Source organism: Bacillus sp. RO2 (genome assembly GCF_012911845.1).
Classification (GTDB): domain Bacteria; phylum Bacillota; class Bacilli; order Bacillales; family Bacillaceae_I; genus Sutcliffiella_A.
Genome location: NZ_JAAXCU010000045.1, coordinates 77,744 through 96,440 on the forward strand (window position 1 = coordinate 77,744; position 18,697 = coordinate 96,440).

Annotated in this window: 19 protein-coding genes; all 19 read left to right on the plus strand. The window is 41.3% G+C overall.

Features of this window, described 5'->3' with window-relative positions; genetic code table 11:
• Window positions 1-110 precede the first annotated feature (110 nt).
• The gene (gene folE, locus HF078_RS13355) at window positions 111-677 is read left to right on the plus strand and encodes a GTP cyclohydrolase I FolE (RefSeq protein WP_060663968.1); all 567 of its coding nucleotides are present in this window, start codon (window positions 111-113) and stop codon (window positions 675-677) included.
• Window positions 678-708: 31 nt separating this feature from the next.
• Window positions 709-930: a trp RNA-binding attenuation protein MtrB gene (mtrB, locus tag HF078_RS13360; protein ID WP_169291596.1), complete on the plus strand. Its 222-nt coding sequence runs from the start codon at window positions 709-711 to the stop codon at window positions 928-930.
• A gap of 231 nt (window positions 931-1,161) precedes the next feature.
• On the plus strand, window positions 1,162-1,980 hold the full coding sequence (locus HF078_RS13365; protein ID WP_169291597.1) for a heptaprenyl diphosphate synthase component 1: 819 nt from the start codon (window positions 1,162-1,164) through the stop codon (window positions 1,978-1,980).
• A 3-nt stretch (window positions 1,981-1,983) separates the two neighbouring features.
• On the plus strand, window positions 1,984-2,697 hold the full coding sequence (locus HF078_RS13370; RefSeq protein ID WP_169291598.1) for a demethylmenaquinone methyltransferase: 714 nt from the start codon (window positions 1,984-1,986) through the stop codon (window positions 2,695-2,697).
• Window positions 2,698-2,715: 18 nt separating this feature from the next.
• On the plus strand, window positions 2,716-3,678 hold the full coding sequence (gene hepT / locus HF078_RS13375) for a heptaprenyl diphosphate synthase component II (RefSeq protein WP_169291599.1): 963 nt from the start codon (window positions 2,716-2,718) through the stop codon (window positions 3,676-3,678).
• A 136-nt stretch (window positions 3,679-3,814) separates the two neighbouring features.
• A complete protein-coding gene (gene ndk, locus HF078_RS13380; protein WP_060663963.1) occupies window positions 3,815-4,261 on the plus strand; it encodes a nucleoside-diphosphate kinase in 447 nt (148 codons plus the stop codon).
• 323 nt (window positions 4,262-4,584) lie between these two features.
• Complete coding sequence (locus tag HF078_RS13385; RefSeq protein WP_169291600.1) at window positions 4,585-5,367, plus strand: CheR family methyltransferase; 783 nt, start codon at window positions 4,585-4,587, stop codon at window positions 5,365-5,367.
• A 550-nt stretch (window positions 5,368-5,917) separates the two neighbouring features.
• Window positions 5,918-7,090, plus strand: a complete 1,173-nt coding sequence (gene aroC, locus HF078_RS13390) for a chorismate synthase (RefSeq protein ID WP_169291669.1) — start codon at window positions 5,918-5,920, stop codon at window positions 7,088-7,090.
• Window positions 7,074-8,168, plus strand: a complete 1,095-nt coding sequence (aroB, locus tag HF078_RS13395) for a 3-dehydroquinate synthase (RefSeq protein WP_169291601.1) — start codon at window positions 7,074-7,076, stop codon at window positions 8,166-8,168. Before aroC ends, aroB begins: the two co-directional genes overlap by 17 nt.
• 26 nt (window positions 8,169-8,194) lie before the next feature.
• Complete coding sequence (gene aroH / locus HF078_RS13400) at window positions 8,195-8,575, plus strand: chorismate mutase (protein ID WP_169291602.1); 381 nt, start codon at window positions 8,195-8,197, stop codon at window positions 8,573-8,575.
• 290 nt (window positions 8,576-8,865) lie between these two features.
• Window positions 8,866-10,380: an anthranilate synthase component I gene (trpE, locus tag HF078_RS13405; RefSeq protein ID WP_169291603.1), complete on the plus strand. Its 1,515-nt coding sequence runs from the start codon at window positions 8,866-8,868 to the stop codon at window positions 10,378-10,380.
• Window positions 10,373-11,398, plus strand: coding sequence for an anthranilate phosphoribosyltransferase (trpD, locus tag HF078_RS13410; RefSeq protein ID WP_169291604.1), 1,026 nt, complete (start codon window positions 10,373-10,375; stop codon window positions 11,396-11,398). Before trpE ends, trpD begins: the two co-directional genes overlap by 8 nt.
• Window positions 11,388-12,152 carry an indole-3-glycerol phosphate synthase TrpC gene (gene trpC / locus HF078_RS13415; RefSeq protein WP_169291605.1) on the plus strand — a complete coding sequence of 255 codons (765 nt, stop codon included), beginning with the start codon at window positions 11,388-11,390 and terminating at the stop codon, window positions 12,150-12,152. The genes trpD and trpC overlap by 11 nt, the downstream gene beginning before the upstream one ends.
• The gene (locus tag HF078_RS13420) at window positions 12,145-12,810 is read left to right on the plus strand and encodes a phosphoribosylanthranilate isomerase (RefSeq protein ID WP_169291606.1); all 666 of its coding nucleotides are present in this window, start codon (window positions 12,145-12,147) and stop codon (window positions 12,808-12,810) included. The genes trpC and HF078_RS13420 overlap by 8 nt, the downstream gene beginning before the upstream one ends.
• Entirely contained in the window at window positions 12,785-13,984 is a 1,200-nt protein-coding gene (gene trpB / locus HF078_RS13425) for a tryptophan synthase subunit beta (RefSeq protein WP_169291607.1), read from the plus strand. The genes HF078_RS13420 and trpB overlap by 26 nt, the downstream gene beginning before the upstream one ends.
• On the plus strand, window positions 13,981-14,787 hold the full coding sequence (gene trpA / locus HF078_RS13430; protein WP_169291608.1) for a tryptophan synthase subunit alpha: 807 nt from the start codon (window positions 13,981-13,983) through the stop codon (window positions 14,785-14,787). Before trpB ends, trpA begins: the two co-directional genes overlap by 4 nt.
• 9 nt (window positions 14,788-14,796) lie before the next feature.
• Entirely contained in the window at window positions 14,797-15,891 is a 1,095-nt protein-coding gene (gene hisC / locus HF078_RS13435) for a histidinol-phosphate transaminase (RefSeq protein ID WP_169291609.1), read from the plus strand.
• Between the two features lie 57 nt (window positions 15,892-15,948).
• The gene (locus HF078_RS13440) at window positions 15,949-17,061 is read left to right on the plus strand and encodes a prephenate dehydrogenase (protein WP_169291610.1); all 1,113 of its coding nucleotides are present in this window, start codon (window positions 15,949-15,951) and stop codon (window positions 17,059-17,061) included.
• A 10-nt stretch (window positions 17,062-17,071) separates the two neighbouring features.
• Window positions 17,072-18,370 carry a 3-phosphoshikimate 1-carboxyvinyltransferase gene (aroA, locus tag HF078_RS13445; RefSeq protein ID WP_169291611.1) on the plus strand — a complete coding sequence of 433 codons (1,299 nt, stop codon included), beginning with the start codon at window positions 17,072-17,074 and terminating at the stop codon, window positions 18,368-18,370.
• The last annotated feature ends 327 nt before the right edge of the window (window positions 18,371-18,697 follow it).

An 18,697-nucleotide genomic window follows, 5' to 3' on the forward strand; every position in this document is an offset into this window, starting at 1 on the left:
CATCTTAAAGAGGCGCATAGTTTGCGCCTCTTTATTTTTGCTTTTATAAAAAAACTTATGCTAGAATCACATTACAGCTAATTTTAACGGTAATGTAGGAGGATAAATAAATGACAGAAGTTAATAAGGCTCAGATAGAAGAAGCGGTAAGAATGATTTTGGAAGCAATTGGAGAAGATCCTAATCGAGAAGGACTACTTGATACTCCAAAGCGTGTAGCTAAAATGTACACGGAAGTATTTGCTGGATTAAATGAAGATCCTAAAGAGCATTTTAAGACAGTGTTCGGGGAAGCGCATGAAGAATTGGTACTTGTGAAAGATATCTCATTCTTTTCTATGTGTGAACATCATTTGGTACCTTTCTTTGGGAAAGCCCATGTAGCATACATACCTAAAGGGGGAAAAGTTACTGGACTAAGTAAACTTGCCCGTGCGGTGGAGGCGGTTGCAAAAAGACCACAGCTACAGGAAAGAATTACATCTACCATAGCAGAATCCATTGTAGAATCTCTTGATCCACATGGTGTAATGGTAGTAGTGGAAGCTGAGCACATGTGCATGACTATGCGCGGTGTCAAGAAGCCGGGAGCATTAACTATTACTTCTGCAGTCCGTGGTGTGCTGGAAAATGATCCTGCAGCAAGAGCGGAAGTTTTATCGTTAATTAAAGGGTAACCTCATATTGTAAACTAGAAGGAGGATTGTCATGAGTAAATCTAACACGAACGACTTTATTGTTATCAAAGCTAAGGAAGATGGCGTAAGTGTCATTGGACTTACACGTGGAACAGACACCCGCTTTCATCATTCGGAAAAGCTTGACAGAGGAGAAGTGATGATAGCCCAGTTTACAGAGCACACTTCCGCGATCAAGATAAGAGGCAAAGCGCTCATCCAATCTTCCCATGGAGAAATGGAAACAGACTGACGCAAAAAAATATCATATATCCTGAGTAAGAAAGCAGATGAATAAATATTTCTCTGCTTTTCTTATTATCTATTCAATAGCGGGTTAAACTAAAGAAAGATAGCCCATTTTAACAATATGCTCCACTAATGTGCTATAATTAACTTTGTCTATTTTAGTTCGACTATAGCGTCTGTAATTCTTTTTGTGAAACAGACGGCAGTCAAGAAAAGGGAACAAGGGTGGTCTTTAGTGAGTCATATACATATATCCATAATAAAAGAGAAACTACATAATCTGATTACACATCCATATTTAATTAAACATATTGAATACCCTGCCATAGATGAGGATAAGTTATTGCTGCTTTATTCTATCTTGGAGCCCATCGATATATCTGATGAAAAAAAAGAACAATACATATTATCAACCATGCTTGTACAGATCGCCCTTGATACCCATGATATGGTGACAAATGCAAAAGCAGGTCAACTAGAGGTCGGCGATGAGAAAAGTCGACAACTGACTGTATTGGCAGGGGATTTTTATAGTGGCCTTTATTACAGACTTCTGGCAGACGTGAATGATATTTCCATGATAAAAACACTCGCACATTCCATAAAACAAATAAATGAGCATAAAATTGCCTATTATCATAAAGAGCTTGAAGGAATTGAACCATTAATGAGCAGTCTTGAGAAGATCGAATCCTCTCTTATTCAGTCTGTTTCTGGCTTTTTCTCCGACTCGCTTCTAAAAGAACTGGGCGGCAACTTTCTTTTATTAAAGCGCTTAATTCAAGAGCGGAAACTTTTCTGTAATGAAAGATCAACCTTCCTTTTTGACACTTTGCGAAGAATAGCTTTCTCAAAAGGTGAAAAGGATGTTGCCTCAAAAGAACAGGAAACATATATGTTATACCTTATTGATCGATATATTGATCATATCAAACAAAAAATAGAACAATTGACGCACACCATCCCAACAATGAACAATTTATTAGAAGCAAGAATACAAGAACTTTTCTATGAAATACCATTTTCATCAAAAAAGTATGCGGAAGAAGGGTAAGCCATGCAACATCCATCTAAAGAAGAGCGTGTTCATAACGTATTTGAAAAAATATATAAAAACTATGACAAAATGAATTCAGTCATCAGTTTCCAACGTCATGTCGCGTGGCGTAAAGATACGATGAAGAGAATGAATGTGGAAGATGGCGCAAAAGCATTGGACGTATGCTGCGGAACAGCGGACTGGACCATCTCTATGGCAGAGGCAGTTGGACGAAATGGAAATGTGGTTGGCCTGGACTTCAGTGAAAATATGCTATCTATCGGCAAAGAAAAAGTAAAAGGCCTTGGAATGAACAACATTGAATTGATTCATGGGAACGCGATGGCACTTCCGTTTGAAGATAATACTTTTGATTATGTCACGATAGGTTTTGGTTTACGTAATGTACCTGACTACTTACAAGTGTTAAAAGAGATGTACAGGGTAGTCAAACCTGGAGGAAAGGTTGTCTGCCTAGAAACATCACAACCTACTATGCCAGGCTTCCGTCAAGTCTATTTTCTTTATTTCCAATACGTAATGCCTATGCTTGGAAAGGTTTTCGCCAAAAGCTATAATGAATATGCTTGGTTACATGAATCGGCCAAAGACTTTCCAGGGATGAAAGAACTAAAAATGATGTATGAAAAAGTAGGTTTCCGTCCAGTTGAGGTTAAGGCTTATACCGGTGGAGTCGCTGCCATGCATTTAGGAGTTAAACCTAGAAAATAGTTTGTAAAGGTGACCTACATGAAATTAAAGATGATGTATTCTTTTTTAAATAATGATTTGCAAATAATTGAAAATGAATTAGAAGCCGCCATTCAAACCGAACGTGCTTTGTTGCAAGAGGCGTCATTACATTTGCTACAGGCTGGTGGGAAAAGAATCCGACCAGTCTTTGTCCTATTGGCTGCAAAACTCGGAACTTACGACATTCATAAAGTCAAGAATGTGGCGGTTGCCTTAGAGCTCATGCATATGGCATCCCTTGTTCACGATGATGTCATTGATGACGCGGAGTTGAGGCGTGGTAAAGAGACCATTAAAGCTAAATGGGACAACCGTATTGCTATGTACACAGGCGATTATATTTTTGCCAGATCCCTTGAAATGATGACCAGAGTAGAAGACATTGAAGCTCACCGCATCCTCTCTAATACTCTTGTTGAACTCTGTAAAGGTGAAATTGAACAGATTCGGGATAAATATAATTATGATCAAAACCTGCGTACATACCTGCGAAGAATTAAAAGAAAGACCGCTATCCTAATTGCAGTGAGTTGTCAGCTAGGGGCCATCACATCCGGGGTCCCTGCTACTGTTCATCAAAGCCTATATTGGTTTGGTTATTATGTCGGTATGTCTTTCCAAATTACAGATGACATTCTAGACTTTACATCGACCGAAGAACAGCTCGGAAAGCCTGCCGGAAGTGACCTTCTACAGGGTAATATTACCTTGCCTGTTTTATATGCCATGGAATCGCCCGAATTGAACGTAAAGATCCGCACTATTTGCGAACACAGCAGTTCGGAAGAAATAAAGGAAATCATTGAGTTGATTAAAAAGTCTGATGCAATTGACCGTTCCTTTGAACTTAGTGACCGTTATTTAGAGAGGGCCTTTAAGGAGCTGGAGAAACTTCCAAACGGACTTGCTAAACGCACCTTTAACAACGTGGCAAAGTACATCGGAAAACGGAAATATTAGACCCAATTTCGTGAACTTTGTAAAATATTACGATAATTCTCCATCTTCTGTTGCGAAACTGTAAAAACCGTGATATATTTTGTTAGGTTAGGGTTTACCTAACCTTACATAATCGTAATGGGGTGGAGAAATTATTATGGAAAAAACATTTTTAATGGTAAAGCCTGATGGCGTACAACGTAACCTAATCGGTGAAATCGTTTCTCGTTTCGAAAAAAAGGGTTTCCAACTTGTTGGTGCAAAATTAATGCAAATTCCAACTGAATTGGCAGAAGAGCACTACGGTGAACATAAAGAGCGTCCTTTCTTTGGAGAGCTTGTAGACTTCATCACTTCTGGTCCTGTATTCGCAATGGTTTGGCAAGGTGAAAATGTAATCGCTACCGCGCGTCACATGATGGGTGCTACAAACCCTAAAGATGCAGCTCCAGGAACTATCCGTGGAGAGTACGGCGTAATCGTTGGCAAAAACATCATTCACGGTTCTGATTCTTCTGAGAGTGCAGAGCGCGAAATCGGTCTTTTCTTCAATGGCGAAGGTCTTGTTGAATACAAAAGAGACGTAAACAACTGGATCTACTAATTTTTGTAATAAATTGAAAACGCTTTATAAGAGGCGCCCTTCTCATTTTGAGAGCGGCGTTTTTTTGATTTTTTGATGATGTGGACGAATTTCGGTGATTGGTTTTTTAAGGGGAAAGGTTAATTTGTAGAACATGTGAGTTATAAGGTAGAAGGTTGTTTGGGAAATGTAGAAAGTATTCTGGGAAATGTAGAAGGTTGCAGTAAAACGGTTGAAGGTTGAGATTTCAGTGTAGAAGGTATATCGCAATATTTTTTGAAGCTACCTCCCATCTCCTTTCTCAAATCAGCTATACTGAAATTACAGATATAGAGAGAAAGTAGATGAATAACATGAGGGACGATTACAATCAGTTTATTGAACAAGTAAAAAAGAAGACAGGCATTGACTTGGCACTGTATAAAGAAGGGCAGATGAAAAGAAGGCTGACCTCTCTCTACGAAAAAAAGGGCCTGAAGAATTTTAATGAATATTATCGTCTGCTCGATAAAGATCGCGAAGAACTTTTTGAATTTCTAGACCGAATGACCATCAATGTTTCGGAGTTCTATCGCAATTACAAGCGGTGGGAGATATTAGAAGAGAAAATCCTCCCTATAATGTTAAAGGAAAACAAAAATCCAAAAGTGTGGAGTGCGGCATGTTCGACAGGAGAGGAGCCCTATACACTTTCCATGGTGCTCAGTAACTTCCTTCCACTAAAAGATATAAGAGTGAAAGCTACCGATATTGATTCAAACGTGATTGCAAGGGCAAAGCTAGCGACCTACCAAGAAAAATCCCTTCAAGAAGTACCGGTGGGAGTCAAGAATAAGCACTTTTATAAGCATGATGGTTTCTATAAGGTTAAAGACGAAATAAAGAATACTGTTATTTTTAAAAGGCTTAATCTATTGTCTGATGCCTTTGAAACAGGACACGACTTGATTGTCTGCCGCAACGTTTTGATTTATTTTACAGAGGAAGCGAAAGAGCAGCTTTATCACAAATTCAGTCATGCGCTAAAAAAGGGTGGGATATTGTTTGTAGGCAGTACCGAACAAATCTTCCAACCTGCAAAATATGGTTTCGAAGTGGTGGATACGTTTTTTTACAGGAAGATATAACATTTAAAATACAATTCTGTCTAAACGGTAAATTAGATCGGTTCTATTAGTCTGAATAGCATGGATAGGAGCGCAAACTGTCTAATAGAACGATTCTATAAGCCCGAACAACCACAAGAAGAGCACAAACTGTCCAATAGAACGGTTCTATAAGCCCGAAAAACCTCAAGAAGAGCCCAAACTGTCCAATAGAACGGTTCTATAAGCCCGAACAACCACAATTAGAGCGCAAACTGTCTAATAGAACGGTTCTATAAGCCCGAACAACCACAAGAGGAGCACAAACTGTCCAATAGAACGATTCTATAAGCCCGAACAACCTCAAGAAGAGCCTAAACTGTCTAATAGAACAGATCTAAACTCCCAAACACCAACAAAAAGATCCCAATCTGTCTAATAGAACGGTTCTAAACCCGCAATTCTCCCCTTTTCCCCAACAACCTGCTTTTTTTTACTAGAACAATCCGCTACACTTGTGATATAGTATTACATAATTAATTTCACTTACACGCTTAAAAGCTTTAAAGAGATAAAGGAGAGGCTGATGACGATGAGATATTTGACTGCTGGCGAGTCGCATGGACCGCAATTGACAACCATATTGGAAGGTGTCCCAGCTGGGCTGCCACTGACTGTCGAGGATATTAATGATGATCTGGCTAGAAGACAGAAAGGGCATGGCCGTGGTAGAAGAATGCAAATTGAAAAGGATACCGTAGATATTCTGAGTGGAGTTCGTCATGGTCAAACGTTAGGTTCTCCCATAACCTTGGCGGTAACAAATGATGATTGGAAGCATTGGACAAAGATTATGGGGATAGAGCCCCTTTCTAAAGAAGACCAAGACGAAGTAAAACGGAAGGTGACAAAGCCCCGTCCTGGACATGCAGACTTAAATGGAGCGATTAAATATGGTCACCGTGATATGAGGAATGTCCTAGAGCGTTCTTCCGCAAGAGAAACAACCGTTAGGGTAGCAGCAGGTGCTGTTGCTAGAAAGTTCCTCGCTGAACTAGGCATAAAGGTAGCTGGACATGTTACAGAAATTGGCGGAGTGAAAGCCGAGCCTCAACCTATCATCAACCTAGATGACTTAAAAGCGCAAACCGAAGCATCCCCGGTTCGTTGCTACGATAAAAAAGTAGAGCAAGAGATGATGGATGCGATTGACACAGCTAAAGAAAACGGAGATTCCATTGGCGGTATTGTAGAAGTCATCGTCGAAGGAGTTCCTGCTGGAGTAGGAAGTTATGTGCATTATGATCGAAAGTTAGATGCTAAAGTAGCAGCATCCATTATGAGCATCAATGCTTTTAAGGGAGTGGAGTTTGGCGTAGGGTTCCAAGCAGCTAGCCTTCCGGGAAGTAAGGTTCATGATGAGATTGCTTGGAGCGAGGAACGTGGCTATTACCGTCTATCCAATAACCTTGGAGGTTTTGAAGGCGGTATGACAACTGGTATGCCGATTGTGGTAAGAGGTGTCATGAAACCAATTCCAACCCTCTACAAGCCGCTACAAAGCGTGGATATTGATACAAAAGAACCGTTCCAGGCAAGTATTGAGCGTTCCGACAGTTGTGCGGTACCAGCAGCAAGTGTGGTAGCAGAAGCGGTGGTCGCTTGGGAAATAGCACAAGCCATCATAGAACAGTTCGGACAGGACAGAATGGACCTAATTAAGGAAAATGTCCAAAGGATGCGAGAACATGCCGCAAAATTCTAATTGGAATCAGGTTACCGTTCAGACTGATTCAAAGGAGTATCCCGTATTTTTAGGTAAAGGGGCAATACAAGAACTGCCACCGTTATTGGGGTCTTTTCAAAAGAAACCTAGTAAAGTGCTAATTGTGACAGATGATTTAGTAGCTGACCTGTACCTTTCTGAAATAGTCTCAAGTTTAGCGCAAAATTTTATCGTCCATTCCTATGTTCTTCCTAATGGCGAAGAAGCAAAATCATTCGAAAATTATTATGCCATACAAACATTTGCGCTGGAAAATGGGTTGGATCGCCATTCTGCCATCATCGCCCTAGGTGGCGGAGTGATCGGCGATATTGCAGGATTTGTTGCCTCGACCTTTATGAGGGGGATCAAATTTATCCAAGTTCCTACTACTATCCTCGCGCATGACAGTGCAGTCGGCGGAAAGGTTGCCATCAACCATCCCCTAGGGAAGAATATGATAGGCAGCTTTTATCAGCCGGAAGCGGTCATATATGATGTGGATTTCTTAAAGAGCCTGCCCGAAAAAGAAATGCGCTCAGGTTTTGCTGAAGTGATAAAGCATTCCCTTATCTGGGACGAAGCATTCTATCACTGGATAAAGAAAACCATAAATAATCTGGACGACCTTACAGAAGACGAGCTGCTTGTGTGTTTGGAAAAGGGAATTAAAATCAAAGCGGAAGTTGTATCAAGTGATGAAAAAGAAACGGGCTTGCGTGCCATCTTAAATTTTGGCCATACACTCGGTCATGCACTTGAGGCAGCTTATGGCTATGGGAAAATAACGCATGGAGACGGAGTAGCTCTAGGAATGCTTTTTGCAACTAGATTAAGTGAAAAGTTGAAACCGGAACTGAATCTAACCACTGATTTGTCAGAAGCCTGGAATCGTTTCGGCTTTCCGACAAAGATTCAAACATCGGTTTCCCCAGAAGAACTGTTAGATTGGATGAAAAAAGACAAAAAAACTCAAAACAGTCATATACATATGGTATTGATACAGTCCATTGGAAATGTAGAACTGAAATCCGTGCCAGATGAACTTATACTTGAAACTTTACAAGAATTTTATTAAAAAATCATCCAACAAGGGGGAATTCGGTGATTCGTGGAGTAAGAGGCGCAACAACCATACTTGAGAATTCTGAAAAAGAAATTATTTGTAAAACAGAAGAGTTATTACAAAACATGATTCAAGCGAACAGCATTTTCGCAGAAGATGTCGCCCAAGTACTGATTTCCGTAACAGCAGATATCACGGCATGTTTCCCGGCGAAGGCACTCCGGAACCTTGAAGGCTGGGATTATGTCCCTGTCATGTGTACAAAAGAAATTGCAGTGCCAAACTCACTGCCTTCCTGTATCAGGATTATGATGACAGTAAACACAGAAGTACCTCAAAAAAATATTCAACATGTTTACTTGCATGAGGCTACGAGCTTAAGGCCGGACCTTGCAAAAACTTTACCGGTTGACAATTAGCAATCTTCTATCATATAGTACTTACAAGTAGTAAAACAGTTTAGAGAATAGTTTAGAGAATTAAGTTGAGGGCTATAGAGCCAAAGAGCATGACCAAACCAAGATATTTATTTTTTAGCCGAGTTGAGAAGAGAATAGCTGAGAATGAGTCGAGATTAGCTGAGGTTAGAATGTATTCTATAAATCTACCCAAAGACTATCCTCTGTCTTTGGGTTTTTGTTTTTTCCTCATTCTGTAACACCTCGTTACAAAGTCTCATTCTCCATTTCTTGAAAATGGAGGAGATCAGATGCAACAGTTTGCAGAGTTTCTAGATGCAAGCAAACAATTCAAAACCATTCCCATCATTGAAAGTTTTTTTGAAGACACCTTAACACCAGTATCCATCTTTCAGGCATTAAGAAAAGAAGCGGTCTATCTATTGGAAAGTAAAGAGCCTAATTCAGATTGGGCGAGGTACTCCTTTATTGGTTTAAATCCATTTTTAAAGATAACCGCCGAGGATACCAGCATTACGTTGCGAGAAGTAAAGACCAATAAATCTATCTACCATTCCAATGAATTGAATGAAGTCATCCAACAAGCTAATAAACTACTTCAAGTAAAACACCTTGAAAAAAAGCTAGGGTTTACAGGTGGAGCGGTTGGCTATCTGAGTTATGATTTTATCCCGACGATTGAAAAAGTGCCAATGCACCCTTCCTATGGCGGAGAACATACAGCAAATCTATTATATTGTGAGGATATTGTCGTATGTGATCACAAACAAAATGAATTACATTTTATCCATTATATTCGTTTAGATGGAAAGGAAAATGAAAAAGAGTTACTGGATAAGTTTAATCAAGCAAAACAATCAATTTTTGATAAAGTTTCTTTAATAAGAAAACGACAAGAAAGCGACCCTCTTGTGGAAGTGGATAATGGGAAAGCCGAGCTTCCTGTTCAATCCAATTACACAAAAGAGAAATTCATTGAACATGTTGAAAAGATAAAAAAATATATCCAGACAGGTGACATCTTTCAATGCGTACTTTCCCAGCGTTTTAAATTAGAAGCGGAAATGGAAGGGTTTGATGTTTACCGAGTCTTAAGGAGACAAAACCCTTCGCCTTATCTGTTTTATTTAAAATATGACGAGATGGAATTGATAGGAAGTTCACCAGAAAGGCTAATACAAATTCAAGATAGAAAGTTAGAAATCCATCCGATTGCCGGTACTAGGAAAAGAGGAAAAACAAAACAGGAGGATCAAGAGTTAGCGGAGGATTTAATGCAAGACGAAAAAGAACAAGCCGAACATTATATGCTGGTAGATCTCGCGAGGAACGATTTAGGAAGGGTCGCAAAATATGGTTCCGTCCATACACCGGTCATGAAAGAGCTTGTTTATTTTTCAAGAGTGATGCACCTGATTTCCATCGTAAAAGCGGAGCTCGCTCCCGCTTACACTCCTGTGGAAGCATTGCTTGCAGCTTTTCCCGCTGGAACTGTTTCAGGAGCACCAAAGGTAAGGGCGATGCAAATTTTGCAAGAGCTCGAGCCGACAGTAAGAAACACATATGCCGGGGCCATTTGTTATATCGATTTTGATGGCAATATTGATTCATGCATTACCATCAGGACGATTCAAAAGCGCGGTAACAGCTTTTTTGTTCAGGCAGGTGCAGGAGTAGTAGCAGATTCTGTTCCCGAACTGGAATATCAAGAAACAATAAACAAAGCGTCAGCATTGATTGAAACAATCCAATTAGCAAATAAATATTTTGCAAAAAAGACGGGAGGCTCATGCAGCTATGTTTAAAGCCTATTTGACAAAATTAATAGATGGAGCGACCCTTTCAACAGAAGAAGCAGAGAGTGCGATGGATCTAATGATGAAAGGGGAGGTTACCTCCAGTCAGATTGCAAGTTTTATCTCTATTCTCAGATTCAGGGGGGAGACTTCTGAGGAGATGTTAGGATTCACCAAAGCGATGCGCGGTCATATGAAGCCGATAGCTTATGAACATCCTCATTTAATCGACACATGCGGGACTGGAGGGGATGGAGCCTCTACCTTCAATATTTCTACTGCTTCTGCGATCGTGGCAGCAAGTGGCGGCGCAAAAGTAGCCAAACATGGAAACAGGGCAGTTTCCTCTTCAAGTGGAAGTGCAGATGTATTGGAACAACTGAAACTTCCTGTGCAACAAACGCTTGAAGAAGCTACAGAAAATCTTAAGGACAATGGGATGAGCTTTCTTTTTGCACCTATCTACCACGAGGCGATGAAGCATGCGGTTGCTCCAAGAAAAGAAATTGGATTCCGGACTATTTTTAATCTTCTTGGCCCGCTTGCCAATCCGGTTCGTTGCAAAAAACAGGTGATCGGAGTTTTTTCAAGGGATTATGCTTATAAGATGGCGGAAGTGCTGAATCAGCTTGGTTCAGAACATGTTTTGATTGTTGCTGGGGAAGACGGCTTGGATGAGATAACAATCGCTGCAAGTACCCATGTTGTGGAAGTGAAAAATGGGAACATTTCCTCTTATACGATAGACCCAGAGGACTTTGGATTTGAACGAGGCCGCCTGGAGGACATTCAAGTATCTAACAGTTTACAGAGTTCTCATCTGATCAAACAGATTTTTCAAAATAAAAGCAACGAAAGTGCACGAAATATTGTTTGTTTAAATGCAGGTGCCGCTCTTTATGTATCAGGAATTACCGATACGATCCATAAGGGTGTTGAGCTTGCCCTCCAATTAATTGTGGAAAATAAACCGTACGAACTATTACAGCAACTTAAGAAGGCAGGGGTGACTGAACATGTTAACTAATATTGTCGAGACTAAAAAGGTGGAAGTGAAAAATCTAACGCTTCCTTCCCAGAAACAGGTACAACGTTACTCCTTTTATGATGCACTTGCCAATCCCAAACGTGATTTAGGCGTGATAGCAGAAATGAAAAAGGCATCCCCATCTAAAGGAATCTTGAAAGAAAGCTTTGCCCCAATAGATATTGGAGCGGAGTATGAAAAGGTTGGAGTGGATGCGATATCAGTGCTCACAGATCAGACCTATTTTAAAGGATCAAAGCATGATTTGATGATGGTAAAGGAAACAACAAGCCTGCCTGTATTGAGAAAGGATTTTATTATAGATTCCATTCAGGTTGAGGAAAGTGCGCGTATTGGTGCAGATGCCATTTTGTTAATAGCGGAAATTCTCCCTGATAAAAAACTGGCTGCATTATATAACCAAGCGACAGATTTAGGCTTGGATGTACTCGTAGAGGTGCACAGCTTGGATAGGCTCACACAACTACTTGAAACAATCACACCAAAGATCATTGGAGTCAATAATAGAAATCTTGCAACCTTTGAAACAGATATTCAAACAACCAAGGAACTATCAGCTCACATTCCTAGCTCTTCCTTGCTTGTTAGTGAGAGCGGCATCCTAACTGCAGAGGACCTTGCCCAAGTAAAAGGGTTTGGAGCGAACGCTGTACTTGTAGGGGAAGCGTTCATGAAAGATCAAACGCCAGGGACTGGAGTAAGAAGATTATTTGGAGAGCTTGAACGTGTCTAAAACGAAAGTGAAATTCTGCGGCAACAAAAGTTTGGAAGATTATGAAGCATCCGTGCAGACTGACGCAGATTATCTAGGATTCGTTTTTGCGAGGAGTAAGCGTCAGGTAAAACCCGAACAGGTGGCAGATTGGCTATCTAGCGTTCCACCTCGGAACAAACGGCTCGTAGGAATCTTTGTTAATCAAACCAAAGAAGAAATTCTTCATGCTGTCCGCACAGTTCCGCTTGATGTCGTTCAGTGCCACGGAGATGAGGACCTGACTTTTATAAAAGAGTTGAAGGCAGACAGTGAGGTGGATATCTGGAAGGTGATCCACCATGAAGATGTATCTACTGTAGAAAAATTAAAACCTTTCATTGGAACAATAGACGGGTTCGTTGTAGATAAAAAGCTCGGCAATCAATACGGTGGAACGGGAACAAGCTTCAACTGGGGGAATATCCCTCTTTATGACAATTTCTCAAAACAATATAATATCCCATATTTGATTGCTGGAGGAATAAATGGAGAGACATTGCAAGAACTGCTACCATACTCTCCACAAGGAATCGATCTATCAAGTGGAATAGAAGAGAATTTTGCTAAAAGTAAAGAAAAAATGAATCTGATAGAAAGAATGGTGAGGGAACATGACAAACGTACAAACACCAGATAGCTTCGGTAGATTTGGAGAGTTCGGGGGCAAGTATGTGCCTGAAACATTAATGCTACCGTTGGAGGAACTAGAACAAGGTTTGCAAGAGGCCTTGAAAGACCCAACCTTTCTAGAAGACTACCATTATTATTTAAAAGAATATTCCGGCAGGCCTACAGCGTTAACATTTGCAGAAAAACTTTCTAGCCGAATTGGCGGTGCGAAAATCTACTTAAAGAGAGAAGATTTGAATCATACTGGCGCGCATAAAATAAATAACGCCATCGGCCAAGCCTTACTTGCTAAACGTTTAGGGAAAAAGAAGATTATCGCCGAAACTGGGGCAGGTCAGCATGGTGTAGCAGCCGCAACAGTTGCTGCCAAGTTTGGACTAGAGTGCAAGGTGTTCATGGGCGAGGAAGATATTGAGCGTCAGGCATTAAACGTTTTCCGTATGAAATTATTAGGAGCAGAAGTAATCCCTGCTACAAGCGGCAATAAAACACTTAAAGATGCCACCAATGAAGCCATTCGCTATTGGGTGCAACATTGTGAAGACCATTTTTATATGATTGGTTCTGTTGTGGGGCCACATCCATATCCTTATATGGTGCGTGAATTTCAACGAGTAATAGGTGAAGAATCCAAAAGGCAGTTCCAGGAAAGAGAAGGCGGTTTGCCAGATAAAGTCATAGCCTGTGTAGGTGGCGGCTCCAATGCAATTGGAATGTTTGCTCCATTTGTTGATGATGAAGTGGAACTGATAGGTGTGGAAGCTGCTGGAAAAGGGATAGACACCCCTTTGCATGCTGCTACACTAACGAAAGGCACGAAAGGTGTTATTCATGGATCTCTGACTTACTTGATTCAAGATGAACACGGTCAGATTATTGAACCCTATTCCATCTCAGCAGGACTTGACTATCCCGGAATTGGACCAGAACATGCTTACCTCAAGGACAGCAAAAGAGTAGACTATCAAAGTGTGACAGATGAGGAAGCGTTGGAGACCTTGCATATCCTTGCAAAAGAAGAGGGCATCATACCTGCAATCGAGTCGGCCCATGCTCTCGCAACTGCCTATAAAGAAGCGGCAAAAATGCCAAGTGATAAAACGATCCTCGTTTGTTTATCGGGGCGCGGGGACAAAGACGTGCATACATTAATGAATAGAATGGAGGGGACAGTAGAATGACGACGTATCTAGAGAGATTACCAAAACATGACAAGCTGTTTATTCCATTTATCATGTCTGGAGACCCTACACCGGAATTGACCATAAAGCTTGCCCTTCTTTTACAGGAAGCTGGCGCATCCGTCCTAGAGCTTGGAGTTCCGTACTCCGATCCGTTAGCTGATGGACCTGTCATTCAGCGTGCTTCCAAGAGGGCTTTAGCCCATAAAACAACCATTACGAGCACCATGGAGCTTGCCGGAGAAATGAGAAGAAGAGGACTGAAAATTCCGATCATCCTCTTTACGTATTACAATCCTGTGTTACAATTAGGAGAAGAATCCTTTTTCGCTTTAGCGAAGCAAAATCAGGTCGACGGGCTCCTTATTCCTGATCTTCCGTTTGAAGAGAGCGGGCACATACGAGAGAAATGCAGCGAACATGCTATAACGTATATTTCGCTTGTTGCCCCAACTTCCAAAGAGCGTATGAATACAATTACGGAACATGCCCAAGGCTTTCTATATTGTATTTCCTCGCTTGGCGTGACAGGGGTGCGTAAGGAATTTTCCGATGAGTTGTATGCTTTTCTTGAAGAAGTAAAAATGAAAAGCAACGTGCCGACTGCAGTAGGATTCGGAATCTCAGAGAGTGACCACATACAAACCTTAAAACCATATTGTGATGGCTTTGTGGTGGGAAGTGCACTCATAAAAATGATTGAACAAAAAGAAAAGCAATTTAAAGTTGATGAAGAAAAAACCTTGCATGAATTAAAGCAACAAATTGAGGAGCTTATTTCTCCACTTTTAGCAGAAAGGTGAATGTTGAAGATGGAAATTAAAGAACAACTGCTTAACTTGACCCCTTATCAACCAGGTAAACCAATGGAAGAAGTGAAGAGGGAATTAGGGTTAGAGAAAATAGTGAAACTCGCTTCTAATGAGAATCCATATGGCTGCTCTCCTGCCGTTCAACAGGCAATAATGGGGGAGCTTAGCAAGGCTGCAACATACCCTGATGGTTATGCAAGAGACCTGCGCGAAGTACTTGCAGCCCAAACAGGTGTAGGAGAAAACGAACTTATTTTCGGAAATGGTTCTGATGAGGTCATTCAAATTGTTTGCCGGGCTCTATTAAAACCTGGGAAGAATACTGTGATGCCAACACCTTCTTTTCCACAATACAAGCATAATGCCATTATCGAAGGGGCAGAAGTGCGAGAAATTCCATTAAAAGATGGTTATCACCAGCTTGATGAAATGCTTAAAACCATTGATGAAAATACAGCAATCGTTTGGTTATGCAGTCCCAATAATCCTACAGGAACTTATATCAAGGAAGAGCTGCTTCTTTCTTTTCTAGAGAGAGTCCCTAGCAGTACTTTAGTTGTTGTAGATGAAGCGTATAAGGAGTATGTCACTTCAGAGGATTACCCTGAAACGGTGACCCTTTTAAAAGACTATCCAAACCTAATGATTACCCGTACATTCTCGAAAGCTTATGGGCTTGCAAGTTTTCGGATCGGGTATGGAATTGCTAATGAAAAGCTAATCCGCCTCATCGAACCGACAAGGGAACCTTTTAATACGAATTCACTGGCCCAAGTTGCAGCAAAGGCAGCAGTAGGGGACCAATCTTTTATCAAAGAGTGTGTGACAAAGAATAAAGAAGGTTTAGAGCAATATTACACCTTCTGCGAGGAAATGAAGCTTGCCTACTACCCTTCTGAAGGAAACTTCATCTTGATAGACTTTCAGACGGACTCCGATGTACTGTTTCAATACTTGATGAAAAAAGGGTATATTGTACGATCCGGAAAAGCCTTAGGTTATCCGACTTGTCTCCGTATTACAGTCGGAACAAAGGATCAAAACGCAGAAATCATCTCTTACCTGAAAGAATATAAAATGAAACAAGCCATTTAATAGAGAGGAGACATCCTCTCTATTTACATATATAAAGACATCAGGCGGTGAAGTGAATTGAACGGGAAAGTATTAGTGATCGGACTTGGGCTGATCGGTGGGTCGATAGCCCTTGCAATAAAAAAAGAACATCCAAATGCGTGTATAATAGGATACGATATAAATACTCAACAGGCGAAATTAGCAAAGTCATTAAAAGTCATCGACGAGTTCTGTGAAAATTATGATGCGGAAGCAAGAGATGCAGATTTTATTGTCATTTCTGTACCGGTGATGCAAGCTAATGAAGTGTTGAAACATTTAAGCGGAATTACATTTACGAAACCACAAGTTGTGATTACGGATGTAGGTAGTACGAAAAATAGTATTACAACGTTAGCGGCTACCCTTTTCTCTCAGGATAATGTTACATTCATAGGGGGCCATCCAATGGCAGGTTCCCATAAGAGCGGTGTGATTGCTGCCAAAAGCCATCTGTTTGAAAACGCTTTTTATGTGCTAACACCTTTTACAGAGGATGCCAATCCTAAAGAGGTGGCCTTAACAAAAATGTGGCTCGCTGGAACGAAGGCGAATTTTATCACTATGTCTGCCGCAGAGCATGACTTGGTTGCAGGGGTCATCAGCCATTTTCCTCATGTGGTCGCAGCTGGCCTTGTTCATCAGGCAGAGGATATGCAATCTACCAATCCTTTTGTCTCAAGACTTGCAGCAGGTGGCTTCCGGGATATTACACGGATCGCTTCAAGCAATCCGACGATGTGGAAGGACATTTTGATACATAATAAAGAAACCATTCTAACACTTTTAGATCAATGGATGGAGCAAATGGTAGTGGTGAGGGAGCAGTTGTCACAGGATAACGAGGCTTTCTTGCTTGAGTATTTCAGCAAAGCCAAGGAGTTTCGTGACGGTCTTCCAGTAAAGTCTAAGGGAGCTATTCCTTCTTTTTACGATTTATATGTGGATGTTCCCGACTATCCTGGTATCATCTCAGAGATTACCGGTATACTTGCAAAAGAGAAAATAAGTATTACCAATATCCGGATCATGGAAACAAGAGAAGAAATCTATGGAGTTCTGAGACTAAGCTTCCAATCAGAAGACGATCGCCAATCTGCAGAAGATTGCTTACGCAAGCACACCATGTATGAAACTTATATTGTCTAGTTAGGAGAGAGTGAAAATGAAGAAACTTACAGGTACCGCAAGTGGGTTAAAAGGGACCATACAGATTCCTGGGGATAAATCGATTTCTCATCGTTCCGTCATGTTTGGTTCTATGGCGGAGGGCAAAACGACAGTGGAAAACTTCCTCCCGGGTGATGACTGCCTAAGTACAATCAGTTGTTTCTCCAAGCTTGGGGTGAAAATTGAACAAGAAGGCTCCAATGTGACGGTATACGGAAACGGATTGAAGGGACTTCGAGAGTCATCAGAAATATTGGATGTCGGGAACTCTGGAACAACAGCACGACTGATGATGGGTATTCTCTCCGGCTTGCCTATCCACTCTGTCCTGATTGGGGACGAGTCTATCGCCAAAAGACCAATGAAACGGGTTACTGTTCCGTTGCGCGATATGGGTGCAAGAATCCAAGGGAACCATGATGGCAATTTCACGCCTATCTCTATTCAGGGAGGTGGCTTACGAGGCCTTGATTACGTGTCACCTGTCGCAAGTGCTCAAGTGAAGTCTGCTATTCTGTTGGCAGGGTTGCAGGCTGAAGGGGTAACCACTGTGAGTGAACCTTTTAAATCCCGTGATCATACAGAGAGAATGCTTCGTGCATTCGGAGTGGAAGTAAAAGAAGAGGAAGAATGCAAGGTAAGCGTGATTGGTGGGCAAAAACTGGTGTCTGATTTACATATTGTCGTTCCTGGAGATATCTCTTCTGCAGCGTTTTTCCTGGTGGCAGGTGCGATTGTGCCTGAAAGCAAGGTTACATTGCAAAGGGTTGGGTTGAATCCTACTCGTACTGGGATTTTAGAAGTTTTGAAAAATATGGGGGCAAGTCTTTCTTATTCTAATGTGGTAGAGGATGGACCAGAACCATATGCGGATATTACAATAGAAACTTCAGATCTTAAAGGTGTCGAAATTGGCGGCGATATCATCCCGCGCCTTATTGATGAAGTGCCAATCATCGCCTTGATGGCTACTCAGGCTGAAGGCACAACAGTGATCAAGGATGCGGAAGAGTTGAAGGTGAAGGAAACAAATCGTATCGATACGGTTGTGGATGAGCTGAAGAAGCTAGGAGCGGACATTGAGGCAACTGAGGACGGAATGATCATTAAGGGCAAAACTAGGTTGCATGGTGGCACGCTTGACAGTTACGGGGATCACCGTATCGGCATGATGGGAGCCATTGCGAGCCTGGTTGCTGATGGGGAAACAGTTCTTCAAAATGATGGGGCAATCAATGTTTCCTATCCGAGCTTCTTTGAGCATATGGAGAGTTTGAGAAGAGCGTAATTTTTAGATGAAGGGGTCCATGGGGATGGGCCTCTTTTTAGTTTGGAATATTTATTAGCTTTGATGATCCGATTATTGGAAGACGTTGCTTGGCTAGGAGGTGGGGTATAATTTAAGATTTGGGTGGGTGATAAACGCAATTCGCCCGTAAAATCTTATTTTCGCCCGATTAGTCTTGGGAATCGCCCGTAAAATGAAATTATCGCCCGATTTGTCTTTTGAATCGCCCGTAAATTCAAATTATCGCCCGAAACGGATTCGGATACCTCTAGGGTTATCTCGCGTCCGTCCTCTTCCGCCCGCGCCTTCCATGAAAATCCTAAAATT